This window comes from Agrobacterium tumefaciens, assembly GCF_005221325.1.
GTDB lineage: Bacteria > Pseudomonadota > Alphaproteobacteria > Rhizobiales > Rhizobiaceae > Agrobacterium.
On sequence record NZ_CP039889.1, the window covers coordinates 1,217,501 to 1,244,381 of the forward strand.

The 26,881-nt window shown below is 57.3% G+C and carries 21 protein-coding genes, 1 tRNA gene and 2 rRNA genes (1 of these 24 only partly in view); 15 read left to right on the top strand and 9 right to left on the bottom strand.

What is annotated here, in order from left to right; genetic code table 11:
• From CFBP5499_RS20440 to CFBP5499_RS20460, 5 genes are all read left to right on the top strand, one after another.
• Window positions 1–2,377: ribosomal RNA gene (locus tag CFBP5499_RS20440) — 23S ribosomal RNA — on the top strand (it extends 432 nt beyond the left edge of the window).
• A gap of 268 nt (window positions 2,378–2,645) precedes the next feature.
• Window positions 2,646–2,760 (top strand): 5S ribosomal RNA (rrf, locus tag CFBP5499_RS20445).
• Between the two features lie 339 nt (window positions 2,761–3,099).
• Window positions 3,100–3,176 (top strand) — tRNA-Met (locus CFBP5499_RS20450).
• 183 nt (window positions 3,177–3,359) lie between these two features.
• Complete coding sequence (locus CFBP5499_RS20455; protein ID WP_080828883.1) at window positions 3,360–3,626, top strand: hypothetical protein; 267 nt, start codon at window positions 3,360–3,362, stop codon at window positions 3,624–3,626.
• A gap of 392 nt (window positions 3,627–4,018) precedes the next feature.
• Window positions 4,019–5,398, top strand: coding sequence for an enoyl ACP reductase FabMG family protein (locus CFBP5499_RS20460; protein ID WP_080828881.1), 1,380 nt, complete (start codon window positions 4,019–4,021; stop codon window positions 5,396–5,398).
• A 423-nt stretch (window positions 5,399–5,821) separates the two neighbouring features.
• Here the strand turns inward: CFBP5499_RS20460 and speB are convergent, their stop codons facing one another.
• The 7 genes from speB to argH form a co-directional block, all read right to left on the bottom strand.
• Complete coding sequence (gene speB / locus CFBP5499_RS20465; RefSeq protein WP_080828878.1) at window positions 5,822–6,880, bottom strand: agmatinase; 1,059 nt, start codon at window positions 6,878–6,880, stop codon at window positions 5,822–5,824.
• A gap of 17 nt (window positions 6,881–6,897) precedes the next feature.
• Window positions 6,898–7,776, bottom strand: a complete 879-nt coding sequence (locus tag CFBP5499_RS20470) for a polysaccharide deacetylase family protein (RefSeq protein ID WP_080828876.1) — start codon at window positions 7,774–7,776, stop codon at window positions 6,898–6,900.
• Between the two features lie 11 nt (window positions 7,777–7,787).
• Window positions 7,788–9,179: an MmgE/PrpD family protein gene (locus tag CFBP5499_RS20475; protein ID WP_080828875.1), complete on the bottom strand. Its 1,392-nt coding sequence runs from the start codon at window positions 9,177–9,179 to the stop codon at window positions 7,788–7,790.
• Window positions 9,180–9,279: 100 nt separating this feature from the next.
• Entirely contained in the window at window positions 9,280–10,107 is an 828-nt protein-coding gene (locus CFBP5499_RS20480; RefSeq protein WP_080828874.1) for an ABC transporter substrate-binding protein, read from the bottom strand.
• 80 nt (window positions 10,108–10,187) lie between these two features.
• Window positions 10,188–10,958 (bottom strand): amino acid ABC transporter ATP-binding protein, encoded by a 771-nt coding sequence (locus CFBP5499_RS20485; protein WP_080828872.1) that lies wholly within the window; start codon window positions 10,956–10,958, stop codon window positions 10,188–10,190.
• A gap of 8 nt (window positions 10,959–10,966) precedes the next feature.
• Window positions 10,967–11,839: an amino acid ABC transporter permease gene (locus tag CFBP5499_RS20490; protein ID WP_080828870.1), complete on the bottom strand. Its 873-nt coding sequence runs from the start codon at window positions 11,837–11,839 to the stop codon at window positions 10,967–10,969.
• Entirely contained in the window at window positions 11,836–13,296 is a 1,461-nt protein-coding gene (gene argH / locus CFBP5499_RS20495; RefSeq protein ID WP_080828868.1) for an argininosuccinate lyase, read from the bottom strand. Before argH ends, CFBP5499_RS20490 begins: the two co-directional genes overlap by 4 nt.
• Window positions 13,297–13,472: 176 nt before the next feature.
• On the opposite strand from argH, the gene CFBP5499_RS20500 reads away from it, so the two are divergent.
• Window positions 13,473–14,345, top strand: coding sequence for a LysR family transcriptional regulator (locus tag CFBP5499_RS20500; RefSeq protein WP_173991184.1), 873 nt, complete (start codon window positions 13,473–13,475; stop codon window positions 14,343–14,345).
• Window positions 14,346–14,443: 98 nt separating this feature from the next.
• On the opposite strand, the gene CFBP5499_RS20505 is transcribed toward CFBP5499_RS20500, so the two are convergent.
• Window positions 14,444–15,331 carry a LysR family transcriptional regulator gene (locus CFBP5499_RS20505; RefSeq protein ID WP_080828865.1) on the bottom strand — a complete coding sequence of 296 codons (888 nt, stop codon included), beginning with the start codon at window positions 15,329–15,331 and terminating at the stop codon, window positions 14,444–14,446.
• A 112-nt stretch (window positions 15,332–15,443) separates the two neighbouring features.
• Here CFBP5499_RS20505 and CFBP5499_RS20510 point away from each other — a divergent pair, with 112 nt between their 5' ends.
• On the top strand, window positions 15,444–16,616 hold the full coding sequence (locus CFBP5499_RS20510; RefSeq protein ID WP_080828863.1) for an L-talarate/galactarate dehydratase: 1,173 nt from the start codon (window positions 15,444–15,446) through the stop codon (window positions 16,614–16,616).
• A gap of 10 nt (window positions 16,617–16,626) precedes the next feature.
• Here the strand turns inward: CFBP5499_RS20510 and CFBP5499_RS20515 are convergent, their stop codons facing one another.
• Complete coding sequence (locus CFBP5499_RS20515; protein ID WP_080828862.1) at window positions 16,627–17,652, bottom strand: LacI family DNA-binding transcriptional regulator; 1,026 nt, start codon at window positions 17,650–17,652, stop codon at window positions 16,627–16,629.
• Window positions 17,653–17,889: 237 nt separating this feature from the next.
• Between CFBP5499_RS20515 and CFBP5499_RS20520 the strand changes: the two genes are divergently transcribed.
• The 8 genes from CFBP5499_RS20520 (at window position 17,890) to CFBP5499_RS20555 (ending at window position 26,850) form a co-directional block, all read left to right on the top strand.
• Window positions 17,890–18,870, top strand: coding sequence for a Bug family tripartite tricarboxylate transporter substrate binding protein (locus tag CFBP5499_RS20520; RefSeq protein WP_080828860.1), 981 nt, complete (start codon window positions 17,890–17,892; stop codon window positions 18,868–18,870).
• Between the two features lie 74 nt (window positions 18,871–18,944).
• Entirely contained in the window at window positions 18,945–19,424 is a 480-nt protein-coding gene (locus CFBP5499_RS20525; RefSeq protein WP_080828859.1) for a tripartite tricarboxylate transporter TctB family protein, read from the top strand.
• Window positions 19,425–19,462: 38 nt separating this feature from the next.
• Window positions 19,463–20,962 (top strand): tripartite tricarboxylate transporter permease, encoded by a 1,500-nt coding sequence (locus CFBP5499_RS20530; RefSeq protein WP_080828857.1) that lies wholly within the window; start codon window positions 19,463–19,465, stop codon window positions 20,960–20,962.
• Window positions 20,963–21,302: 340 nt separating this feature from the next.
• Window positions 21,303–22,901: an ABC transporter substrate-binding protein gene (locus CFBP5499_RS20535; RefSeq protein ID WP_233284223.1), complete on the top strand. Its 1,599-nt coding sequence runs from the start codon at window positions 21,303–21,305 to the stop codon at window positions 22,899–22,901.
• A gap of 76 nt (window positions 22,902–22,977) precedes the next feature.
• Window positions 22,978–23,931, top strand: coding sequence for an ABC transporter permease (locus CFBP5499_RS20540; RefSeq protein WP_080828851.1), 954 nt, complete (start codon window positions 22,978–22,980; stop codon window positions 23,929–23,931).
• Between the two features lie 2 nt (window positions 23,932–23,933).
• The gene (locus tag CFBP5499_RS20545; protein WP_080828849.1) at window positions 23,934–24,824 is read left to right on the top strand and encodes an ABC transporter permease; all 891 of its coding nucleotides are present in this window, start codon (window positions 23,934–23,936) and stop codon (window positions 24,822–24,824) included.
• Window positions 24,821–25,882 (top strand): ABC transporter ATP-binding protein, encoded by a 1,062-nt coding sequence (locus CFBP5499_RS20550; protein ID WP_130932545.1) that lies wholly within the window; start codon window positions 24,821–24,823, stop codon window positions 25,880–25,882. Before CFBP5499_RS20545 ends, CFBP5499_RS20550 begins: the two co-directional genes overlap by 4 nt.
• A gap of 2 nt (window positions 25,883–25,884) precedes the next feature.
• The gene (locus CFBP5499_RS20555) at window positions 25,885–26,850 is read left to right on the top strand and encodes an ABC transporter ATP-binding protein (RefSeq protein WP_371506927.1); all 966 of its coding nucleotides are present in this window, start codon (window positions 25,885–25,887) and stop codon (window positions 26,848–26,850) included.
• Window positions 26,851–26,881 lie beyond the last annotated feature (31 nt).

A 26,881-nucleotide genomic window follows, 5' to 3' on the forward strand; every position in this document is an offset into this window, starting at 1 on the left:
CCTGTCTGAACATGGGGAGACCACTCTCCAAGCCTAAGTACTCGTGCATGACCGATAGCGAACAAGTACCGTGAGGGAAAGGTGAAAAGCACCCCGACGAGGGGAGTGAAATAGAACCTGAAACCGGATGCCTACAAACAGTCGGAGCCCGCAAGGGTGACGGCGTACCTTTTGTATAATGGGTCAACGACTTAGTGTAACTAGCAAGCTTAAGCCGGTAGGTGTAGGCGCAGCGAAAGCGAGTCTGAACAGGGCGATTGAGTTAGTTGCATTAGACCCGAAACCGAGTGATCTAGCCATGAGCAGGCTGAAGGTTGGGTAACACCAACTGGAGGGCCGAACCCGTATCTGTTGCAATAGATTGGGATGACTTGTGGCTAGGGGTGAAAGGCCAATCAAACTCGGAAATAGCTGGTTCTCCGCGAAATCTATTTAGGTAGAGCGTCGACCGAATACCCTCGGGGGTAGAGCACTGGATGGGCTATGGGGACTCACCGTCTTACTGATCCTAACCAAACTCCGAATACCGAGGAGTACTAGTCGGCAGACACACGGCGGGTGCTAACGTCCGTCGTGAAGAGGGCAACAACCCTGACCTCCAGCTAAGGTCCCCAAGTCATGGCTAAGTGGGAAAGGATGTGAGGATCCCAAAACAACCAGGATGTTGGCTTAGAAGCAGCCATCATTTAAAGAAAGCGTAACAGCTCACTGGTCTAAATAAGGGTCTTTGCGCCGAAAATGTAACGGGGCTAAAGCCATGCACCGAAGCTGAGGATTGTGGCAACCTTCGGGTTGCTTCAGTGGTAGCGGAGCGTTCCGTAAGTCTGTGAAGGCGGACCCGTGAGGGCTGCTGGAGATATCGGAAGTGCGAATGTTGACATGAGTAACGATAAAGGGAGTGAGAGACTCCCTCGCCGAAAGACCAAGGGTTCCTGCTTAAAGTTAATCTGAGCAGGGTTAGCCGGCCCCTAAGACGAGGCGGACACGCGTAGTCGATGGGAACCACGTTAATATTCGTGGGCCTGGTGGTAGTGACGGATCTCGTGTGTTGTACATTCTTATTGGATTGAATGTGCGGCGAAGAGGTTCCAGGAAATAGCTCCACCGTATAGACCGTACCCGAAACCGACACAGGTGGTCAGGTAGAGTATACCAAGGCGCTTGAGAGAACTATGTTGAAGGAACTCGGCAAATTGCACGCGTAACTTCGGAAGAAGCGTGACCCTTTTGTACGCAAGTATGATGGGGTGGCACAGACCAGGGGGTAGCGACTGTTTATCAAAAACACAGGGCTCTGCGAAGTAGCAATACGACGTATAGGGTCTGACGCCTGCCCGGTGCTGGAAGGTTAAAGGGAGGGGTGCAAGCTCTGAACTGAAGCCCCAGTAAACGGCGGCCGTAACTATAACGGTCCTAAGGTAGCGAAATTCCTTGTCGGGTAAGTTCCGACCTGCACGAATGGCGTAACGACTTCCCCGCTGTCTCCAACATAGACTCAGTGAAATTGAATTCCCCGTGAAGATGCGGGGTTCCTGCGGTCAGACGGAAAGACCCCGTGCACCTTTACTATAGCTTTACACTGGCATTCGCCAAGGCATGTGTAGGATAGGTGGTAGGCTTTGAAGCAGGGACGCCAGTTCTTGTGGAGCCATCCTTGAAATACCACCCTTATCTTCGTGGATGTCTAACCGCGGTCCGTTATCCGGATCCGGGACAGTGTATGGTGGGTAGTTTGACTGGGGCGGTCGCCTCCGAAAGAGTAACGGAGGCGCGCGATGGTGGGCTCAGACCGGTCGGAAATCGGTCGTCGAGTGCAATGGCATAAGCCCGCCTGACTGCGAGACTGACAAGTCGAGCAGAGACGAAAGTCGGTCATAGTGATCCGGTGGTCCCGTGTGGAAGGGCCATCGCTCAACGGATAAAAGGTACGCCGGGGATAACAGGCTGATGACCCCCAAGAGTCCATATCGACGGGGTTGTTTGGCACCTCGATGTCGACTCATCGCATCCTGGGGCTGGAGCAGGTCCCAAGGGTATGGCTGTTCGCCATTTAAAGCGGTACGTGAGTTGGGTTCAGAACGTCGTGAGACAGTTCGGTCCCTATCTGCCGTGGGTGTAGGAATATTGACAGGATCTGTCCCTAGTACGAGAGGACCGGGATGGACGTATCTCTGGTGGATCTGTTGTCCTGCCAAGGGCATAGCAGAGTAGCTATATACGGAATGGATAACCGCTGAAGGCATCTAAGCGGGAAACCAACCTGAAAACGAGTGTTCCCTATCAGAGCCGTGGAAGACGACCACGTTGATAGGACGGGTGTGGAAGCACAGCAATGTGTGAAGCTTACCGTTACTAATAGCTCGATCGACTTCTTCGTTCCCATTGATTATGTTCATCAAGCAAAGCTTGATGACATCGTCTTCTGTCCTGACGCGCTGAAAGCGCTCCGGACGGGCCGCGCCATAAGGTATTTTGCTTGACAGCAAAAACCGGAAGGCGCGACAGACCTCTGGTCTGTATGGCTCCAAGCTCGATCTCGAGCAAAGGTAGAATACGGATCGGTCAGACAAGACGTGTAATTAAGACAAAAAGTGGTAATGCCACCCAGCTTCTCGAAAACAACTTATGTTGTTGCGTTTTGCCGACCTGGTGGTTATCGCGGGGCGGCTGCACCCGTTCCCTTTCCGAACACGGCCGTGAAACGCCCCAGCGCCAATGGTACTTCGTCTCAAGACGCGGGAGAGTAGGTCGCTGCCAGGTCTGCAAAACGCAACAATCAATCTTCTCATCACTCTCTTCGGCCCAGCCGATACAAAGGGCCGCTACAAGCGGCCTTTCGTCGTTCTACGGCATAAAACAAGGCAAACGCACAGCGCGTCCCTTACAGGAGATAAATTGCTCCGCAATTTACTCCGGCAATATGCATCACAGCTTCCCTGTGATGCAGTCGCGATAAATCCCATAGGGATTTACGCTGGTAATGACATTTTTGCTAACGCAAAAACGCAGTCGGTATTTTGCTAACGCAAAAACCTGGTAAACACGCAAACTCTTCGAGTTTGCTCTGTCGCGACAAGTTCTTCGAACTTGCGCTGGTAACGCGGGGTGGAGCAGCCCGGTAGCTCGTCAGGCTCATAACCTGAAGGCCGCAGGTTCAAATCCTGCCCCCGCAACCATTTCCAGATATTTCCGCGTTCAAGTCCCAGAACACAAAGCTCCTTCGTGTAAAGCTTTGAGGAGCGTTTTGTGTTTGACCTCTGTCTCGAGGCCGATTTGACTGGTCCCTTGAGGTCGTGATCCCTGTTCTCATATCGAAATGAGAAACAAACAGGGGGCCGGTATAGCGAGCCACAATATCCTTGGAGGGAAGGTCAATATTTACCGGCGCAAGGGGCTCACCTGCGCATTGCTCGGCATCCCTGAAGAGCCGCCAGTACCGTACCAGCACCAAGCAAACCGGGCTGGCTCAGGCCAAGGCATTCGCGGAAGACTGGTATCTCGGGCTTCGCGGCAAGCTGTCGGCCGGGTTGATGAAAACCGAAAAGACGCTTGCCGAAGCCGCCAAGAAGTTTGAAGAGGCTGCCCTGCTGCCGGTTTGGGGCAACGAGTTAAGGTGTTTCCAATGAAACTGGAGCGCATGAATGCAACGAAGGAAGTTCAGCGCGAGTATAAACGTGAGGCGGTGAAGTTGGTGCGATAACGTGGTTTCAGCGTCGGCACCGGCAGCAGACCGAACCTCCACATAGTCGCCGTCTCGACCGGGATCGACTTGATACCTTTACGAATCCTGTTTCTCATCGAAACGAAGCCATGTCAGCGAACTCGTTCCGGTTGTCGGCGCACGATCTCCAACGGTCTCGGCATTTCCCTGTATTGTAGGAGTAACAGAGACCGACTTCACGTTTTGAAATGAACCGTCACCGAAAATGAGTTTCCATTCTGTGCCAATGCGGTCATGTCTTTGTGAAAGTTCGTATGGGCCATTGCTCGACGACACACGAATTAAAGAGCTGACAGTATGGAAAATCCGGTTGCATTGAATCGTCTTTCTGAAAACACGGTCTTCCGTAAAGGCGATGTTTTCGTACTCTTCGGCGAACTGTTCGGTCGCGGGTACGCCACTGGTTTGCTCGACGAAGCCAGACGGGCTGGAATGGAGATTGTGGGGATCACCGTCGGGCGGCGCGATGAGAACAACGCATTGCGGCCGCTTGACGCGGAGGAACTGTCTTCGGCGGAGGCCCAGCTGGGCGGCAGGATTATCAACATACCTCTTATGGCGGGTTTCGATCTCGATGCGCCGGCAGGCGGCCCAACGCCCACCGATCTCCTGGCAAAGATGACGCTTGATAGCTGGGAACAGGACAAGTTCGACTGGGACTATGTCGGGCAATGCCGCGACATCGCCACTGCGCGTTTTACGGAGTCGCTTTCAAAGGTCATGACCGTTCTAGACGGAATGATCGCCGCTGGCCGCAATGTTTTCTTCGCCCACACAATGGCCGGGGGCATTCCGAAGGCGAAGGTATTTCTGGTCGTCGCCAATCGAATCTACAAGGGGACCGGAAACCGCCACATGTCGTCGCAGACCTTGCTCGACAGTGACATGGGAAAGCTCATTCTACAGAATTTTGAAGATGTCTCCGCAAACACCTTCCGCCATCTCATTGATTTCAGCGCGGCGATCCGCGAGCGCGTCGAAGCTTCGGGCGGACAAGTGCGCTATACGGCTTATGGTTATCACGGATCGGCGGTCCTGATCGATGGGAGCTATCGTTGGCAGACTTATACCAACTACACCCAGGGTTACGCGAAGATGCGGCTCGAGGGCATTGCAGAGGAAGCCTGGGCGACAGGGATCAAGGCAACTGTCTATAATTGTCCCGAAATCCGGACCAATTCGTCCGACGTGTTCACGGGTATCGAGTTGCCCTTGATACCGCTGCTGCTTGCGTTGAAGAAAGAAGACGGTGGCCAATGGGCAGATGAACAGTGGCAGGCATGCCAGCAGCTTCTCGCCGACGGCTTGACCATGAATGATGTTTTCCGGAAGATCACCGACATGCAGGCCAGCGAGGTCATGCGTCCGTTTTATGATTTTTCGGCTTGGCCTATGGCAAACAGCCAGGCACAGGCCGATCTGACCATTGGCACGTCAAACGAGATCACCCAGATGCATCGGGATAGCAAGGTGATGATCAGCGATCTCCTGAGCGGTCTCGTTGTGAAGGCAACCGGGCAGCTAATTTTCGGCGAATCGTCCGAACCCTCCGGTCCCGTCCTGTGGCTCAACCACGATATCGTGGCTCGGCGACTTAATGCTTCCCACCCGCATTCGAAGTCTCCCGCGCCGCTTATCGCGCAGGGGACCGAATCCTCTCACCCCGAGATGGCGTGAAGGCTTCTAAGCCTAACTTGGAAACTGGGTGTTTGGCCATGAAGCGATGAAACTTGCGACAGGAATGCGCCATAAGTGGTCATACGATAGTTGCATAATTTATCCGTTAAACCAGGGGAGCTGTTTCCGCCCTGCGTCAGTTACGGGCCGCAATGCTTGCACGGGTGCATCGCGAGTGGCTGGTTCGCTCCGATGCATGAGGCGCGAGCTGACGAAGCAGTTTGACTCCACCATAAGATTGGTGGCGGCGTCGATGGGATCGCGCCGCCAGACACTCATGTGATCGGATTGCCTTCGGACGACAAGCGCCGCCCTATGGGCCATTGCTTTCGCAGCTTTTCCGGCACCTCGGCCAATCCGTCATCCTCGTGTTCTTAATTCCCCAATCCGCTCGGGCCAAGGAAGACATTCTCCAAGAAAGTGTCACGCGCGACCCGCGATCGCAGGACTGAAGCGGATCAAGCTGAGAATCTCGAACAGCATCTGCGCGCCGGCATGCGCGGTGTTTGTGGTCCCGTCATATTGCGGCGCCACCTCAACCACGTCGCCGCCGACGAAATTGAGCCCTTTCAGCCCGTGAAGAATGTCGAGTGCCTGGCGGCTTGTCAGCCCGCCGATTTCCGGAGTACCCGTTCCGGGCGCAAAGGCGGGGTCGAGACTGTCAATGTCGAAAGACAGATAAGTGGGGCCATCGCCCACGACTTCCCTCGCCTTGGCGACCACGGCGTCGATACCCATTCTGGCAATGTCTTCTGCGTGGATGACTGTCATCCCACTTTCATAGGAGAACTCCCAAAGGTATTCTGCGCCACCGCGAATGCCGATCTGGATCACGCGGGATGGGTCAAGAACACCGTCGAGCACAGCGTTTCTAAACGGCCCCCCATGATGAAATTTCGTCAGATCATAGGCTCCCCCGGTATCACAATGAGCGTCAATATGGATCATCCCTACCGGACGGTCGCGACCGACCGCCTTGAGGATCGGATGGGTGATGGAATGGTCCCCACCAACCGAAAGCGGGATAACATTGGCGTCAATGAGTTTATTCAGGTGCGCTTCGATATCCTCGTGACTGAGTTCAAGACGATAGCGGCTGCGAAATGGCACATCACCGATATCGGCAACCTTCATTTCAAATACCGGAGCGGTCTTGAGGACATGATTGTAAGGTCCTATGCGCTCGATGGTGCGCAGGGCCCGGGGGCCGAAACGCGAACCGGGGCGGTTGGTGACGCCAAGGTCCATGGGAACACCGACAAGCGCGACATCCAGATCGCTGAAATCGGGGTTGTCGCTGTCGATCTGTCTCAAGGGCGCATCAAGCAGCGTTGATATGCCACTGTAAGGGGCAGCGCGGGAGCCGGATTTAGTGAAAATTCGATCAGCGACAGCACGGAATTCAGGATCGTGGATACTGCCCCCGTGGCCTTCGCTATATCGTTCCCGCAAGCTCCTGAGCTTTTCTTCGTCGATTGCCATCACGCGTTCCTTTCGGTTTATTGTCGCCCTTGGGCAGCTTCGAGCATCTCGAAATGATCGGCAATCTGGACGCCGGTCGCAATCCAGACATCGCCTTTGTCGAGTATGTGCTTGAGGAAATCGCGCAGAATGTGCCAGCGCATAGGCCGGCCAGACACCTGCGGATGCAAGACCATGGTGGTGACTCCGCCCCACAGGTGGGTCGCCTCGAATTCATCGAGCCAGAGCTGCATGACGGCATCACGCCCAAACAGCGGACGCGCGCTCGTGCGGCTGGACATGCCAAAGTTCCAGTCGTCAAAAGCGAAGTTGACGGGGATTTCCACCGGCCCGGTCTCGCCCGCCGCGCCGGCATGGCGATAGGGTAAGATGTCGTCCCGAAAAGAGCTGGAGTAGCGGATACCCGACTTCCTGAGATAGGAGAGAAGTTCCGGGAAATTTTCGCCTGAAGGTGCGCGATAACCGACCGGCCGCACGCCCAGCGCTGACTTCAGCGCTTCAAAACCACGATCGATTTCCTCGAAAGCTTCATCGAGTTTCGAACGATCCGGCAATATGTGGAGATAACCGTGATGGCCGATCTCGTGGCCGGCCGCGACTATCGCTTCGCATTGGGCAGGATGAGCAAGCGCCGTCCAGCCTGGTGTGAAGAATGTGCCCTTCAGCCCAAGCTCGTCGAGAAGCTCCAGAATTTTTGCGATGCCCACGCGCGCGTCGTAGCCACCGTGAGAAGTGGTCACCATCCGATCGACATTCGAGGGGTTGTTGCCGATCCAGGCGGTTTCTGCATCCACATCAAAGCCGATGAACAAAGCGCTCTTCGCACCGTTCGGCCAGGCCATTTTGGGTGTTGGCGGAGCGGGGTTGAGTGGACGGGGAGACAGGTCAAAGGTCATGTTTCAGGCTTTCATCTGAAAGTGGGGAGGCTGTCTGCGTTTCCGACAATCAGGGATTCTATCATCGAGCAGTCCCTGACATTTTCGAGTTCGCCCAATGTGTTCCAAAGAGCATCTCGATTGGCGCTTGAAAGGCTCATACCCGCGAGTTCGCGAAACTTTGCGGCAATTGCCTCAGATCGCATGGGGCGTTCGGCGGAACCCGTTGCGCGCGGCACCATGCGTTCCACCCTTAAGCCATCACGAAAAGTCAGCATGACCAAAGGTTCTGCCATGGGAGCCATGCTGTCGTCGACGTCGAGGCGGATGCTGTCCATAAGGGCATGGACGGCTGGGTCAAGGCGTTGTTTTTCGGTGTAAGCCTGAAGCCCGGCCGTTCCAAAGACGCAGCGTGCTGCCAGCGCGTAAGGCAGGCTCATCTGCGTCGGCGCCATGGCGCCGCCCACCTTTGCCCCGCACATGTCTTTCAGCATCGCGCTCAGCCGCACGTCTATCTTCTCGATCTCCGATGCAGGCCGCCCAACCTCGGTCAAAAGGTCTTCGAGTGCATCGACGGCCGAATGGGCTCCGCGGCAGGATGCATAGGGTTTCAGGACGGCGCGATTGATCTTCCAGACGTCGCCTAGACCTTCGGCCAAAAGTTCCGGCTGGCAGGGAGACTTGTTGAAAGCGTTGAAGAAGCCGCCCCATACGTCGTCGAACACACGGGAGGGTCCGGCAAAGCCATTGGCCGCGAGTTGCGCTGCCAACAAACCGCCTTCCGCTGCGCGGCCGGCATGCAGTTTTTTCGCCTGCGATCCATCATGAATGAACGCCCACAGGCCGGATGAGAAACTGGTGGCGAGTGTGATGGCGTCTCGTGTGGCGGCGGCATCAAGGCCAAACAGGCGCGCACAGGCGGCTGCGGCTGCAAGCGTGCCGCAGGTACCGGTAGAATGCCAACCGAGACTGTTGTGCGCGTCATAGCCACCGGTGGCTTCCAGTATCCTGCGCCCGACTTCGTAACCGGCAACCACTGAAGCAAGCATCTGCTTGCCGCTCACGGGAGGGACAACGTCTTTCAGGGCAGAAAAAAGGGCTGGTAAAACAACTGCACCGGAATGATCGCAGCCACCAGCATCGTCCAGCTCGAAGGCATGAGCTGCGCAGCCATTGAGGAGTGCTGCGTCGCGGGCAGAAGCGCTAAGACCCGTTCCCCACAGCCGCACCGAACCACTCGGCCGAATTGACTTTAAGGCAATCGCGAACTCGCCAGAGCGGGCTCCGGCGATTGCGGCGCCAAGCGTGTCGGCGATGTGAACTTTTGCCTTCGTCACGACGTCGACGGGCAGGTCGTCGTAGTCAAGTGAAGAGACAAAGTGGGCCAGCCTGTCGATAGGCGTGTCGGCGAAAGATCGGTTCATGGTAATGCTCGAAGGGAAGGAATTTCACGTTAGCAGGCAAGGCTGGGAGTGTGCCCGACCGCCTGAAAGCAGCCGGGCATCTTTAATATGGGCGGAGCAATTACTTGACGGCTTCACCATTGATGTAGAGACCGTCAAGCAGCGTGCCTTCCAGGCCATGCTTGGCAAAGATCGCCTTGTATTCGCCGGATGCCATGAGAGCTTTTAGGGCGGCGGCATAGGCGTCACGAAGCTCCGTATTGGTTTTGGGAAACGCAATGCCCTGGAACACCGCCGTGAAGGGTTCGCCAATGACGGCGTAGGTGTCCTTCTCAAGATTGAGGAGATACGGCAGGGTTTCCGAACCCTGCACGGCGCCATCCAGGCGGCCCTGCTTGAGCTGTGCGCGTGCGTCCGCCGAGCCTTCAGTGCCTACGACCTTGATCGGTGCCAGTCCCTTGGCTTCGCAATTGGCAGCGCTCCACTTCGCGGTTTCTTCCGGAAAGGACGTACGGCGGCTCATGCCGACCGTCTTGCCGCAGAAATCTGCCGTTGTCTTGAACTCCTCCTTGCGCGATGCAGCGGTGTAAAACTGCGCACCGGATTTCATGTAGTCGACGAAGTCGAGCGTATCGCGCCGTTTCGGCAAGTCGCTCATGCCGCTATGGATAAGATCGACGCGACCGGTCTGGAGGGACGACACCATCTGTTCGAAGCCGATGTCGGCCCATTCGACACTGACACCCAGTTGCTTGCCGAGTGCGAGACCGAGGTCAATGTCGACGCCCACGAGGGTGTTGGTGGCGGGATCCTTGTACTCCATCGGTGGGTAATTGGGCTGATTTGCCACGACGACCTTGCCGGCGGTTTTGATGCGCTCAGGCAGACTTTCCGCATGCGCGGCAGTCGAAGCCAGAATGACGGCGAGAGAAATGAGAGCTGTTTTCACGTCGGTTCCCCTTTGTTTTGATACGTGACTGGGTAGAAAAAACTTTGGCGAGGCGACGGTTTTGGCCGCCCTGCCAGGCATCAGCCGTGAACTGCCTTGATGAATTCGGCGGTACGCGGGCTCTTGGGTGCTCCCAACACCTCGGCTGCGGGACCTACTTCGACCATCTTCCCGGCCTCCATGAAGGCAACGGTATTTGCAACATTGCGGGCAAAGCCCAGTTCGTGGGTGACCACGATCATCGTCATGCCGCTGGCCGCGAGCGCTTTCATGACATCGAGCACTTCGGAAACCAGCTCCGGATCGAGGGCAGAGGTCGGCTCGTCGAAGAGGATCAGATCGGGTTGCATACACATGGCCCGCGCAATGGCGACACGCTGCTGCTGGCCGCCGGAAAGCTGGGAGGGATAATGATCGGCCTTGTCCGACAGACCGACCCTTGCCAGTAAGTCCAGGGCACGGCTACGGACCTTTGCCACCGGTTCACCCAGAACGTGGACTGGACCTTCCATGATGTTTTCAAGCGCCGTCTTGTGCGGAAACAGGTTGAAGCGCTGAAAAACCATTCCGATGCGGCGCCGTTGCCTGGAGATTTCCGCGTCGCTCACCTCGTGGAGGTTGTTGCCTTCACGGCGGTAACCGATCAGCTCGTCTCCGACCCAGATCGCACCTGAATTCATTTTCTCGAGCTGATTGATGCATCGGAGAAAGGTGCTTTTACCTGATCCAGAAGGACCGATGACGCAGCAGACCTCGCCTTTGGCAATTTCCAGATTGACCTGATCGAGTGCGGTGAAGGTGCCATAGTGCTTGGTAACTTCGACTGCTTTGACAATGATGTTCTTGCTCATGACGGACCTCACATCGAAGCGCTGACAGCTTTGCTGCCACGACCAAAATATCGCTCGATATAGTGCTGAACGACCGACAGGACGGAGACGACGGCGAGATACCAGAAGCTGGCGACCAGCAGCAGTTCAAGCACGCGGGTGTTTGCGAAGTAAACGATCTGGGCGTTGTGCAATATCTCGGAATACTGGATGACACTGGCCAGAGAGGTGAGCTTGACCATGCCGATCACTTCATTGCCGATCGGCGGAACCATGACCCGCATGGCCTGGGGAAGGACGATGCGACGCAACATCTTCATCTGCGTCATGCCGATAGAACGCGCAGCCTCATATTGCCCGCTATCGACGGAGAGTAACCCGCTTCGCACGACTTCCGAGGTGTAGGCGCCTTGGGAGATTCCAAGCCCGAGCATGGCCGCAACAAAGGGCGTCATGATATCGACGGTGCGGAATTCGAACAGGCCCGGAATGCCCATGGTGGGGAAGATCAGCGCCAGATTGAACCAGATCATGAGCTGGAGCAGTGCTGGTGCACCGCGGAAAATCCAGACATATCCCACGGCGATGGACGACAGGACCGGATTGCCGGATACCCGCATGATTGCGATGACGACACCGAGAACGATCCCCAGTGTCATGGCCGCGACTGTCATGAGTAGCGTATTTCTCAGCCCGTCGAGAATAGCCGGAGCGAACAGGAAATCCCTGACATAGCTCCATTCGATCTGCCCGACACTGAAAGCGCGGATGATCGCTGCAAGTATGAGGAGAACTGCAGCGGCCGCAACCATGCGGCCGATGTGGCGCTTTGGAACGAGTGTCAGATGTGCAATCTCGTATTTCTGTTCAGGCGATGCGGGGTGCGTATCGGTGATGGTCATCGCAAACCTCTTTCACGCCGCTCGGAGGACCCTTCGCCGGGCAACTTCACGGTGCTGGCGGCGAAGGTCTTCTTCGCGTCCAGGATGGTGGTGAACCGTTCGATCTGCTCGCGTACCCGAACCGGGGAGGTCGAGCCGTAGCCATGACGGCTGGCAAGCGCGCCTTCCAGCGTAATGGCTTCGAGAACGCCAGGATTGAGGCGTTCGTCGATGCGTGGCAGGTCGTCTGCTTTCAAACCAGCCAGATCGTGGCCACGCTCCTCGCAGTAGCGCACAACGACGCCGGTGATCTCGTGCGCCTGTGCGAACGGCACGTTCTGTGACACCAGCCAGTCAGCCACTTCTGTTGCGAGTGTGAAGCCCTTCGGCGCTTCTTCGCGCAGTTTTACAACATCAAATTCGAGAGTTTCCACCATGCCTGCGAATGCAGGCAGAATAAGTTCTATGACATCGATGCTTTCGAACAGTGCCCGTTTGTCTTCGGCGAGGTCGCGGTTATAGGCCAGCGGCATCGCCTTCATCGTTGCCAGGAAACCGGTGACGTTTCCAATGAGCGTGCCGCTCATGCCGCGCGTCAGCTCGGCAATGTCCGGGTTCTTCTTCTGCGGCATGATGGAGGAGCCGGTTGAATAGGAATCGTGCAGCTTGACCCAGCTGAACTGCTTTGAACTCCAAATGCAGATTTCTTCGGCGAGGCGCGAAAGGCTGACGGCGACTAGAGAGCAAATAAAAAGGAACTCGGCGACGTGGTCTCGTGCGGAAACCGCGTCGATGGAGTTTTCGCAGGCCGCGGCGTAACCCAATTCTATTGCCGAGAGGTCCGGACGGCAGGCGATGCCGGAGCCTGCGAGTGCCGCTGCACCCAGCGGTGAACGGTTGAAGCGCCGGTCGAAATCTTCAAAGCGCTCCAGATCGCGCAGCAGGCTTTGGGCATGCGCCATCAGGTGATGGCCAAGCACGACTGGCTGGGCCGGCTGCAAGTGGGTGAAGCCCGGCATGACCGTTTCGGTGTGTCTGGTGGCTTGAAGAATGAGCGCCTCTTCGACTGCCACGATGCCGAGCGCCAGTTCGCGCGCCTTGCGGCGAAGATAAAGACGCGTATTGTTGGACGTCTGGTCATTGCGGGAACGGCCGGCACGCAGCTTGCCGCCCAGCACGCCAAGGCGTTGCATCAGGAGACGCTCTAGAAAAGTATGGATGTCCTCATCGGAAGCGATCGGCTTTTCGTTTCCGTTTGCAACATCGGTTTCGATATGATCGAGCGTTTCGCGGATCGTGGTGAATTCCGCCTCGTCCAGAACGCCGGCGCGTTTGAGCTCCGAGGCATGTGCACGCGAACCCGCCAGATCTTCCCGGTAAAGCCGGAAATAAGTGGGGTGCGAGCGAGAAAGATTGGCGAGTGCTTCAGAGGGGCCGGACTTGAATCGTCCACCCCAGAGCTGCGTCGGCTCCGACATCTTTGTTCCCTTTTTTGTTACTGTTGCACTCACGGTCACACGAGGCGTTACTTCCGACAAGCGAAGTTAATTACTTGCCCTATGACAAAAGCGACTAGCCAGCCCCGATTTTCGGGGCTAGTCTGAAGTGGACTAATCGCGAGGTCAGGGTGTCGGGTCGCAAACAGTTTCCATCGATGACAGCGTTGCAGGTGTTGCTTGCGGTTGCCGAACGCGGCTCGACGAGTGCCGCCGCAGAACCACTCGCATTGTCGCAAAGCGCAGTCAGTAAACAATTGATCGGACTTGAAGAAATCATCGGTGGCCCGGCTTTTTCCCGAACGCCGAACGGTATGGTGCCAACCGAACTGGGTGCCATCTATATTGACCATGCCCGCACGGCCATAAAGGCCATGGAGGATGCCGCGCTGAAGGTCGCGCGGCTCAGACCGGGCCCGCGCGTGCTTCGTCTTCAGGTGCCGCCGATTTTCGGCGATCGCTGGCTGCTACCACGTTTTGCACAATTCACTGAGACGTATCCGGAAATCGAGGTGCAGTTCACGACCTTCGTATCAAAAGCGCAGACCGAGGTGCCGGATGGGAGCGTTCGATTTGTCGTCAGCCCCAGCCCCGATGAAGAAGGCAATTACCTGTTTGGCAACGACATACGCCTGGTCAGTGCCGCCTCTTATTGGGAAAAGCTTGGCGATCACGACACGATAGAGGCGGTGTCGAGAGGCGTCATGCTGGAACATCCCCAGACGCCCTTTCATTGGCCGCTCTTCGCTCAGGCGAATGGACGCTCGGAACTGGAGGTACGCCACACCATGCGTTTCGGCTACTACACGATGGTCATACGCGCGGCACTTGCGGGGCAGGGAATGGCATTGATTCCGCACGGCCTGATCGTCGATGATATGTTAGCGGGTCGTCTCGTAAACCCGGGTGGGATGGGCTATCGAAGTGAGCTTGGATACTGGTTCACCAAGCCCATCAATATCCCGACCAGCCAATCGATGCATCTTTTTGAGCAATGGCTTTATGGAGAGGCCAAGGCCGCGAAAGACTAAACGGTCCTGCTCTTGCTGATCGTGGCAGCTGCCTGACTGGCAGCTTCAGAAAGTTTCACCATCGCCGAAATTCCTGCCGGCCTACTCAGGTCAATGGCTTACACGCCATGTCGAAGGGTAACGATGTTGCGTATTTCCGGCAGCAAAGGATTGCGGTTGTCGGGACTCCAAATGGCGTGAAGCTCTGCAACACATTCTTCTCGCAAATCCAGCGATCGAAAGACCACATCATCGAAGCAGGCGTTTTGGGTGCCGGCCGGAACAAGCGCCAGGCCGATGCCGGCGCTGACCAGTGAGAGGATGGCCTGAGAATGGGTCATGCTTTGAACGACGCGGGGGGCAATACCGTTCTGCTCTATCAGTCTGGTCAGCTTGTCGTGCAGATAGCGTGCGGGCGGGGAAAACATGATGAAGGGCTCACCATTGAGCGCATCCAGCGTGGGTCGGCGTTTTCCGGCAAGCGGATGCGTGCGGGGGATGGCGAGCATCATGGGTTCGCGCGCAACGCACAGGCTTTCCAGATGATGATTGCCGGTAAGCGGGCGGGAAAGACCGAGATCGATATCGCCGGCATTGATCGCTTGAAGCTGCTCGGCCGTTTCCATCTGCACCAGTTCGAGTTCGACCTGAGGCGCGGCAGTACGCGCCCGACTGATGAACCTCGGCAGGAAACTATAGGTGCTGGCGCCGACAAAGGCGATTTTCACTGCTCCCGCGCTCCCGCGTGCTGCTCTTCTTGTCGCGGTTACCGCTGCATCCCCCTGCTCAAGCAGTTTCCGTGCCTCAGCCAGAAACGCTACCCCTGCCGGCGTCAGGACGACACTGCGGCTGGTTCTCTCGAAGAGTGTGACGTCGAGCTCCTGCTCCAGCAGCTTGATCTGCCGGCTGAGTGGAGGCTGGGTCATATTCAAACGCCGGGCCGCGCGGCTGAAATTCAGCTCGGTGGCGACGGCGACAAATGAACGGACCTGTCCCAAATCAAGCATCTATTCAATCCCGGTATTAATATCCAACAGAAAACAACTTGGACTTAAATTGATTGCCGCGATATCAGTCAAGACGAGAGCCGCTCGGCGGGTGAAAATCAGAGAGGCGAAGATGGATACGCAGCCAGCAAAAACCGGCCACCGGCAACAGGCCCTCGGTGCAGACAGCATTGCCTGGATAAAGCTTTCTTCGATCTTCCTGCCGCTGAAGACGCCGATAAGCGATGCAAAGGTTTTGACGGGCAGGCAGAGGCCTTTGACCGAAGTGGCGTTTCTCTTTGCGGAAATAGAGACGAAGCACGGCCATAGCGGCATCGGGTTCAGCTATTCCAAGCGTGCCGGTGGTCCGGGTCAATATGAACACGCCAAGGAGATCGCGAGCGTCCTTATCGGTGAAGACCCGAACGACATTGGCAAGCTGTGGAACAAGCTTTGCTGGGCCGGAGCGTCGGTCGGTCGCAGCGGGCTTGCCGTTCAGGCGATAGCAGCCTTCGATGTGGCCTTGTGGGACCTCAAGGCGAAACGTGCAGGCCTGCCGCTTGCCAAGTTGCTCGGCGCCCACCGCGATTCCGTGCAATGCTACAACACATCAGGTGGCTTCCTGTCGTCGCCGATTGAGGAAGTTCTCGATAATGTCGAGCGCTCGATTGCTGCGGGCATAGGTGGGATCAAGATCAAGGTCGGTCAGCCCGATATGGCTGTCGATCTCAAACGCGTTGCGGCGGTGCATGAGCGCATCGGCGGCAGGGTGGCGATGATGGTTGATGCGAACCAGCAATGGGATCGCCCCACCGCGATGCGTTTCGGCCGTCTCATGGAGCCCTATAATCTGACATGGATCGAAGAGCCGCTCGATGCCTATGATGTCGAGGGCCATGCGGCGCTCGCCGCAACGCTCGATACACCTATCGCAACCGGCGAAATGCTGGCGAGCGTTCTGGAGCATATCTCGTTGATTGAGAATAAATCCGTCGATTTCATCCAGCCTGATGCCCCTCGCGTTGGGGGCATCACGCAATTCCTGAAAATCTGCGCGCTGGCGGAAGCCAGGAAGCTGCAGCTAGCGCCCCATTTCGCCATGGAAATCCACCTTCATCTGGCGGCCGCCTACGAGCTTGAGCCCTGGGTGGAGCATTTCGACTGGCTCGATCCGCTTTTCAACGAGCGGCTGGAGATCAGGGATGGCCGCATGCTGGTGCCAAGCCGGCCGGGTCTTGGCATTACGCTTTCGGAACAGGCCGATCACTGGACGCGGGCCACGGCGGAATTTGGCAAGCGGCCGTAAGCGCGCTGTGTCAGGCGGTGCCGCGGGCGACGATGTGGAAATCGATATTGATCATGGCCTCCACATTCCCGTCGCCTTCTATCTTTCTGAGAATGGAGCGCGCTGCCTTGGTGCCGATGTCACGGCGATCGATACGGATCGTTGTCAGTGGCGGGTGTGTGTAGGGAGCAAAGTCAAAATCGCCAAAACCGATAACGGCGAGCTTATCGGGTATGCTGCAGCCGCGTGCATTTGCTTCCGCCAAGGCTCCGTGGGCGACGACGTCCGATGAACAGAATACGCCGAGCGTTCCCTGCCCACTGTCCAGAAGCTGCGCCATCGCCAATCTTCCGTCCCGAAAGGTAGAGGGTGAATTCATTTCCAGCGCTGGTAACTCGACATCCGCGACCCCTCTGAGGCGACCGACGAAACCGTCGCGGCGCTGAACGGCGCGGGGATCGTTGGCACCGATCTGGGCATAGCGGTCGTAGCCCTTGACCAGCAGATGCTCGGCCGCCAGAGCGCCAACCGCCGCATGCGAGAAGCCGACCGCAGTGTCGAGCGGCGAGGGGGTGGAATCCCATATCTCGACGATCGGCAGGCCCGCGCCTGTCAACATGGCGCGTGTCCCTTTAAGATGCGTGATGCCCGTGAGGACGATGCCATCGGGACGGCGTGCCAAAATCGCGCGTGTCAGTTCCAGCTCGCGGGCATTGTCATAACCAGAAAGGCCAAGCAGCAGTTGATAGCCGGCGGAGACAAGTTCGGCGTTAAGCCCTTCGATAGTCTCGGCAAAGATCGTGCTGGAAACGGTTGGGACGATCGCAGCGATCAGCCGGGTCCGCCGGGAAGCAAGGCCGCCAGCCAGCAGATTAGGCACATAACCCGTTTTTGCGATCACCCGCTCAATCACCTCCAGCGTGCGGGGCTTGACCAGGGCGGGAGTATTGATCGCCCGGGAAACCGTGACCGGCGAAACGCCCGCGAGCTTTGCAATGTCGGCGAGCGTTACCGGCCCGCCTGGTGCGATGTAACTGCTTTTCTCGTGGTCGGCCATTTTTCATTCCTCTCAAAATGATTTACGCTTTCATTTTGAGCTTAATCAAGATGTTCGTCTAAAGTATTGTGGCAATACTATCTAATGTATTGAAATTTAACGATTTAAAAAACATTCCCTGCGGTTGCGGAAGAGATTTTTCGGACTAAAATGAAAGCGCTTCCATTTCTTCGGGAGGAGGGTTTCGAAGGGTGGTGAACAGTGCTGGCGGGAAGCCAGAAAAGTGGAGGAATTACTATGAACCTCAAGCGTTTCATGACGTTTGCGGCTGTCACAGCCGCAATATCCGCAACCGGTCTCCAGTCCAGTTTTGCCGAAGACTATCCGTCCAAGACGGTGACCGTGATTGTTCCATTTGCCGCAGGCGGCAATACCGACACATTTGGCCGTCTTGTGGCCGAACAGTTGGACAAGAGACTGGGGCAGCGCTTCATCGTTGAAAACAAGCCCGGTGCCGGTGGCAATATCGGCCTTGGCGACCTGGCGCGGTCAAAGCCTGATGGCTATACGATCGGTATGGGAACGGTCAGTTCCAACGCGATCAATCAGACGCTCTATAAGACCCTGCCCTATGACAAGGAAAAGGGATTTGCGCCGATTTCGCTGATTGCGAGCCTGCCGAACGTGCTGGTGGTCAATCCCGACAAGATAAAGGCGAATTCCGTCGAAGAGTTGATCGCTTTCTTGAAGTCGGAGCCGGGTAAACACACATACGCGTCTTCCGGTGTTGGCACGTCCATCCATCTCGCGGGCGAGCTTCTGGCCACCAAGGCCGATCTCAAAATCACGCATGTACCTTACAAAGGCAGCAGTCAGGCCATTCTCGACGTTGTTGGTGGCCATGTGGACATGATGTTCGACAATATTCCGACCGCTGCCCAGCAGGTGAAGGCCGGTAAGGTCAAGGCGCTCGCCGTCACCAGCCTGGAAAAAGCCAGCCTGTTGCCCGACGTGCCAACCATGGCAAGCGTCATTCCCGGTTTCGAGGCGACCTCGTGGCATGGTCTGTTTGCGCCTCCCGGCACCCCGCCGGAAATCGTCGAAAAGCTCAGCAAGGAAGTTCAGGCAATTATCGCGGATCCGGCGATGAAAGCGAAACTTGAAGCAATGGGTGTGACGCCGGTCGGCAATACGTCGGCCGAATTCCAGGCGTTCATCGACAAGGAAACGACGAAGTGGGCGGAGGTCATCAAGGCCGCGAACGTCCCGCCGCAGTGATGCAAGCTGCCGGCCGGATATGATTTCCTACGATGTCATTCCGGCCGGCACATTTCCACAGCGAGTATAGTGCCATGCTGAAGATAAAAAACGGTCGCGACTTCGCCGGCGGCGTGACGATGATTTTTGCCGGCGTGTTATTCATCTGGTTCGGTCGCAATCTGGAGGTCGGGAACTCATTCCAGATGGGCCCTGGTTATTTCCCGACCATGCTGAGCCTGATCTTGATGGTGCTTGGCGCGCTGGTCCTCATCCAGTCGCTGATAGTTGGCGTTGAAGAGGGTGAGACCGAAACCTGGAACTGGAAAGCTTATTTTCTGGTGATTCTGGCTCCCGTCGGCTTCGGTCTCGTGCTGGCAGGGCTTGGCCTTGCCCCCACAATGTTCCTGCTCATCGTCGGAGCCTCGGCTGCCAGTCGTTATGCTAACTGGCGTCACTCCATCCTGCTGGGCCTTTTCCTGGCGGGGTGCTCGGCCCTGCTTTTCACCAAGCTCCTGGCGCTCCCTCTCCGTGCATTCGGACCGTGGATCCCCTTTATCGGTGACTTTTTCTAGGGCGTGCCAGTCAGCCCCGAAACCGGATTGGATTACTTATGGACATCTTTGCTAACCTCTGGCTCGGCGTATCGACCGCTTTCCTGCCGATGAACCTGCTGTACGGCTTCATCGGTTGTCTTCTGGGAACTGCGATCGGGGTGTTGCCGGGGCTTGGGCCAACGGCCACGATCGCGATGCTCCTGCCGATCACCTTCGGCTTGCCGCCGGAATCCGCGCTCATCATGCTGGCCGGCATCTTTTATGGCGCGCAATATGGCGGCTCGACAACGGCCATTCTCATCAATCTGCCGGGGGAAAGCTCTTCCGTCGTCACCGTGATTGACGGTTACCAGATGGCCCGCAACGGCCGTGCGGGTGCGGCGCTCGCAACCGCCGCCCTCGGCTCCTTCTTTGCTGGCACGGTGGCGACCATCCTGCTTGCGGTTGCAGCGCCGCCGCTTGCCGCGGTCGCGCTCAACTTCGGACCGGCCGAATATTTCTCGCTGATGGTTCTGGGGCTTGTCGCCTCCGTCGCGCTGGCAAGCGGTTCGCTGCTCAAGGCCTTTGCCATGATCGTCTTCGGCCTGCTGCTTGGCACAGTCGGCACCGATGTCGAAAGCGGAACGCCACGCTATGTCTTTGATATTCCAGAACTCTATGATGGATTGAATTTTGTTGCCGTCAGCATGGGCATCTTCGGAATTTGCGAAATCCTGCGCAATCTGGAAAACGAACAGGAGCGTTCGGTCGGCGTCAAGCGCGTCACGGGACTGATGCTGACGAAGGAAGATTTCCGGCGAATTTGTGCGCCCGTTTTGCGTGGCACCGCACTTGGGTCCTTCCTCGGTGTTCTGCCGGGCGGTGGGGCCATGCTCGCCTCCTTTGCTGCCTATGCCGTGGAAAAACGGGTTTCTCCCAACCGGGCCGAGTTCGGCAAGGGTGCCATCGAAGGGGTTGCTGCCCCTGAAGCCGCCAACAATGCCGGCGCGCAAACATCGTTCATTCCCATGCTGACCCTCGGTATTCCCGGCAACCCGGTCATGGCGCTGATGGTCGGTGCGATGATAATCCAGGGCATCACGCCCGGCCCGAATGTGATCTCCGAGGAGCCGAGCCTGTTCTGGGGCATGATCGTCTCCATGTGGTCGGGTAATCTCATGCTCGTCATTCTGAACCTGCCGCTGATCGGGCTTTGGGTCCGGATGCTGACCGTGCCTTACCACCTTTTATTTCCGGCGATCATCGGCTTCTGCTGCATCGGCGCCTACAGCATCAACAACAGCGTTTTTGATGTCTTCGTCATGGCAGGTTTCAGCATTGTCGGTTTTGCATTGAGCAAGATGCGTTTCGAACCGGCGCCGTTGCTGCTCGGCTTCATTTTGGGGCCGATGCTGGAGGAAAATCTGCGCCGTGCGATGCTGATCAGCCAGGGTGATCCAACGATCTTTCTGCGCAGCCCGCTTAGCCTGTCGCTGTTGATCTTTGCGGTTGCGGTGCTGGCGCTCATGCTGTCGCCGAGCATCAGCCGCAAACGGGAGGAAGCGTTCACCGAATAGGAGATGATGGCGATCGGTTTCGGGCCAGCTGGTATGACGGTAACGAACAAAGACCGTGTGGGGGGCAACATGAGCCGACGACATGATCATTGGACGCAGATGTACAACTGCAAATGTGGCATAGCCTAGATTTTTTGCATTCGGCTGAATCAAGCCCTTATTTCTCTGCAGCCAAGTCTTCCGTCTTTCATATTGATAACAATATGAAATCTCAGTTTCACCTAAACTGGCATGAAATCTGCTTCCTCTTTTTTGACCGGGCAGCAACCCGGCAACAAAAAGAGGGAACAGCATGATGCAGATATCCGGGAAGAAACCTCCGATACTCAAAGGTCTGCGGATGGCAGCTTTGGCAGGCGGCGCCATCGTCTCGCTGGTGGTCGGGCATGCGTCTGGAGCCTTGGCGGCCGGGACGCTTCGTATCGGCATGACCGCCTCCGACATACCGCTCACCACTGGCCAGACTGATCAGGGCGGAGAAGGCCAACGTTTCATGGGCTACACCCTCTATAATGCTTTGATCGAATGGGACCTCTCGAGTGCAGATAAACCCTCCGCCCTGATCCCGGCGCTTGCAACCTCATGGGACGTCAATCCCGTCGACAAGACCAAATGGACGTTCAGGCTGCGTGACGGCGTCAAGTTCCATGACGGCAGCACTTTCGATGCGGCGGCCGTAGTTTGGAACCTCGACAAGCTGCTGGTGACGGATGCGCCGCAGTTCGACAAGCGCCAGTCGGCGCAGGGCAGATCTCGCATTCCAGCGGTTGCCTCCTACAGGGTCATCGATCCGCTGACGGTTGAGATCGTCACCAAGAGCCCCGATGCGACGCTTCCCTATCAGTTGAGCTGGGTCCTCATGTCCTCCCCGGCAAACTGGGAAGCGCAGGGTAAGAACTGGGATGCCGTTGCCCAGAAGCCTTCCGGCACGGGCCCATGGAAAATAGAAAACGGCTTCACGCCGCGTGAGCGCGCTGAACTGACCCCCAATAAAGACTATTGGGACAAGGCGCGTGTGCCGAAACTCGACAAACTGGTGCTCGTCCCGCTTCCCGAGCCGAACACCCGCGTAGCCGCGTTGCGTTCCGGTCAGGTCGACTGGATTGAGGCGCCCGCACCGGATTCGGTCAAGTCGTTGAAGGATGCCGGGTTCAGCATCGTCACCAATTCCTATCCGCATAACTGGACGTGGCATCTGTCGCGTGTCGAAGGGTCGCCATGGAATGATATCCGCGTTCGCAAGGCTGCCAACCTTGCCGTTGACCGCGAAGGCCTCAATGAACTGCTCGGCGGCCTGTCGGTTCCGGCACAGGGGTATCTTCCGCCCGGGCATCAGTGGTTCGGCAAACCGACCTTCAAGCTTGAATATAATGTCGAGGAAGCCAAGAAGCTGATGGCCGAAGCCGGTTACGGCCCGGACAAGCCCATCACCACAAAGGTCGTGATCTCTTCCTCCGGTTCCGGCCAGATGCTGCCGCTCGCCATGAACGAATACATCCAGCAGACCCTGTCGGAAATCGGCATCAATGTCGAATATGAAGTTGCCGACTGGAACACCGTCATCAACATCTGGCGCGCCGGTGCCAAAGACCCGAGCGCAAAGGGTGCCACGGCCGTCAACTACAGCTACTTCATTCAGGATCCTTTCACGGCCTTGATCCGCCAGTCGCAGTGCAATCTGGCGCCGCCAAACGGCACCAACTGGGGTTTCTACTGTGATCAGGAAATGGATGCCTTGTTCGATAAGGTACGCAATACCTTCGACGCAGCGGAGCAGGACAAGGTCCTCCAGAAGATCCACGAGAAATATGTCGACGACGCTCTCTTCCTCATGGTGACGCATGATGTCAATCCGCGTGCCATGTCTGCCAAGGTGAAGGGCTTCGTTCAGGCGCAGAACTGGTTCCAGGACTTCTCGACGATCACCATGGATCCTTAAGTCCGCGCAGCGGTTGGCCGGGAAACGAGCCCGACCGACCGTTTACGATGCCCGATCTGACCCTTGCGAGGACATCATGCTGCTCTACGCGCTAAAACGACTATTGCACGTCATTCCCGTCACGATCGGCGTGAGTATCGTTTGTTTCATGCTGATCCATATCGCGCCCGGTGATCCGCTTGCTGCTATCCTCCCATCGGATGCCTCTGCGGAAATGCAGGCGCAGATGCGCGCATTCTACGGTCTGGACCGACCTTTGCCTGTACAATACGCGCTTTGGCTGTGGCACGCCCTTCAGGGCGATCTGGGTACGTCCATCGCCACCGGACGACCCGTTCTTGCCGATATCGTCGATGCATCGATCAATTCGATCATCCTTGCCCTGTCGTCGGCGGTCATCGGCTTTATCGGTGGAGCAACGCTTGGCTTTCTGGCTGGTGTTTTTCGCGGTGGCTGGATCGACCGCCTGTCATCGGGGATCGCAATGCTGGGCGTCAGTGTTCCGCACTACTGGCTCGGTATGGTGCTTGTCATCGCCTTTTCCGTCACGCTCGGTTGGTTGCCGGCAATGGGGGGCGGTCCGGGTGGCTCGTCCGGTCGAAGCTTCAGCTGGGAGTACTTCCAATACCTCGTTCTGCCGGCCATCACCATGTCGGTCATTCCAATGGGCATCATTGCCCGCACTATCCGCTCACTGGTGGCGGATATACTCGCACAGGATTTTACTCAGGCGCTTGCGGCCAAGGGATTGATGCGAGGGCGTATCCTGCGCCATGTGGTGCGCAATGCCGCGCCCACGGCGCTCTCTGTCATGGGCCTGCAACTTGGATATCTGCTCGGCGGGTCAATCCTGATCGAGACGGTATTTTCCTGGCCGGGCACCGGCTTCCTTCTCAATGGTGCGATTTTCACCCGTGATCTGCCCATCCTGCAAGGCACTATCCTCGTGCTTGCGATGTTTTTCGTTTTCCTCAATCTCGTGATCGACGTGTTGCAGAGTGCCATCGATCCCCGCATCCAGAGGAGCTGAGCATGGCCGTCATTGCCGCAACACATGAAATTCCCGTCGAGAAGATTGCCAAGTCGCCCGGCTTCTGGAGCGGCGTCTTGAGGCGCCTCCGTCGCGATCCAATCGCGATGGCGGCGCTGGCACTTCTCGTTCTTCTGGTTCTCATTGCGATATTCGCTCCTTATCTCGCTCCCTACGATCCGGCGAAGGGCAGCGTGATCCGTCGCCTGAAGCCCATTGGAACGGAAGGTTACATTCTAGGGACCGACGAACTCGGTCGCGACATGCTTTCGCGCTTGATTTATGGGGCTCGGCTGTCGCTGATCATGGGCGTCGTTCCGGTCCCCATCGCGTTTGTGATCGGCTCTGCAATCGGCATCATCGCCGGTTACGCGGGAGGTTTGATCAACACGCTGATCATGCGTACCGTCGATGTGTTTTACGCTTTTCCCTCGGTGTTGCTTGCCGTCGCGTTGTCGGGTGCGCTTGGTTCCGGCCTTACCAATGCACTTGTTTCGCTGACGGTCGTGTTCATTCCGCAGATCGCCCGTGTCGCCGAAAGCGTGACCACCCAGGTACGCAAGCTGGATTATGTCGATGCAGCGCGCGCATCGGGTGCGCCAACCTTCACCATCATTCGCGTTCATATTCTCGGAAACGTGTTAGGGCCTATCTTTGTCTTCGCCACGAGCCTGATTTCGGTGTCGATGATCCTCGCATCGGGCCTGTCGTTCTTGGGGCTTGGCGTGCGTCCGCCTGATGCTGAATGGGGGCTGATGCTGAATACGTTGCGCACGGCGATCTATACCAATCCCTTCGTCGCGGCTCTTCCCGGCGTGATGATCTTCATCACGTCGATCGGTTTCAACCTTTTCTCTGACGGGCTGCGCACAGCCATGGACGTGAAGTCATGATGAGCATCGTTGGAAAACCGGCTTTCGAATTGCCTGTCGGTGAACGGGGTGGTCCCGCCCAGCCGCTGATTTCCGTTCGCGGGCTTCTCAAGCACTTTCCCGTCAAGGGCAGCGGCTTTCTCAAACCGAAGAAACTGGTGCGTGCGGTTGATGGGGTCGACTTCGATATTCTCAAGGGTGAGACGCTTGGCGTGGTCGGTGAAAGCGGCTGCGGTAAATCGACGACGGCGCGGCTTCTTATGCAGTTGATTGCGCCGGATCAGGGGGAGGTTCTGTTCGATGGCGAAACGGTTGGAGGCACCTTGCCGCTGTCGGCCTATCGCCGTCAGGTGCAGATGGTCTTTCAGGATAGTTACGCCTCTCTCAATCCAAGACTGACGATCGAGGAGTCGATCGCCTTTGCCCCGCAGGTACACGGAGTGCCCGCTGCAAAGGCGATTGCCACGGCGCATGATCTGCTTCACCGCGTTGGCCTGGAGCCATCGCGTTTCGCGGGCCGTTACCCTCACGAGCTTTCCGGCGGACAGAGGCAGCGTGTCAATATTGCCCGTGCCCTGGCGCTCGAACCGCGTCTCGTCATTTTGGACGAGGCGGTTTCGGCACTCGACAAGTCCGTGGAAGCGCAGGTTCTGAACCTCCTTCTTGACCTCAAACGCGATTTTGGCCTGACCTACCTATTCATCTCGCACGATCTCAACGTCGTGCGCTTCATGTGCAACAGGGTTATGGTCATGTATCTCGGCAAGGTGGCGGAGGTTGGCAGCCGCGAGGCTATTTACGGCAATACCCGCCATCCCTATTCCGCCGCACTGCTTGCTTCCATGCCAAAAATGGATCCGGCAGAGCGAACCGAGATTCCCCCTTTGAGCGGAGACCCACCCAACCCGATAGACCCGCCATCCGGTTGCCGTTTCCATACGCGGTGCAGTTTTGCCGAGGATGTCTGTCAGCGAACGTTGCCGCCGTTGACCGGAATTTCCAGCGATCAGGCGGCCGCCTGCCTCATGGCGGCGCCCGGTTCCGGACACAGCCGCGCCCCGGCAATGATGGAGGCATGACCATGCAGAACGATGCAATGATTGATATTCGCGACCTTTCCGTCACGTTCCGGCGCGGCGGCAAGGCGGTCAGGGCCGTCAACGGTGTCAGCCTGTCCGTGAAGCCCGGCGAGGTGGTTGCGCTGCTTGGCGAATCCGGGTCGGGCAAAAGCGTGACTATGCGCTCCCTGTTGCGGCTTCACCCCAAAGGAACATTGATCGAGGGTGGCATGACCGTCGATGGCCGCGATGTGACTGCGCTTTCCAACCGCGCGCTTGCCGACCTGAGGGGTGCGGTCGTTTCCATGGTGTTCCAGGAGCCGCGTCTGGCGCTCGATCCGGTCTATACCGTAGGCGAGCAGATCGAGGAAACCATCATGCGCCACGAGAAGGTGTCGCGTGCCGTGGCTGCCGAGCGGGCGCTTGCGCTGTTCGAGAAAGTGCGCATTCCATCGCCGCAGCGGCGTCTTGCCAATTATCCCCATGAAATGTCGGGTGGCATGCTTCAGCGCGCCATGATCGCGATGGCGCTCGCTTGCAATCCGAAAGTTTTGTTAGCCGACGAGCCAACGACGGCCCTTGATGCCACGGTCCAGATCCAGATATTGCTGCTCATCCGTGAACTGCAGCGTGAATACGGGCTATCGGTCATTTTCGTCACGCATGATATCGGCGTGGCGGCTGAAGTGGCTGACCGAATCGCGGTGATGTATGCGGGCCGTATCGTGGAGCAGGGGCAGGTGGGCGATATCATCCGCAACCCGCGTCACCCCTATACAAAGGGCTTGCTCGACGCCCGCGTTGAACTGGCCGGGGAACGTGACCGGTTGATTACCATTCCCGGTGCACCGCCCGATCTGGCGTCCATGCCGCCGGGCTGTGCTTTTGCGCCGCGATGTGCGCAGGTAACCGACCTCTGTCGTACGCAGGTGCCACCGCTCGTGTCCTTGTCCGGGGGAACGGGTGTCGCCTGCCTATGCCCCAATTGAACGCGCGTTGATCATAAGCAATCGCTATTAC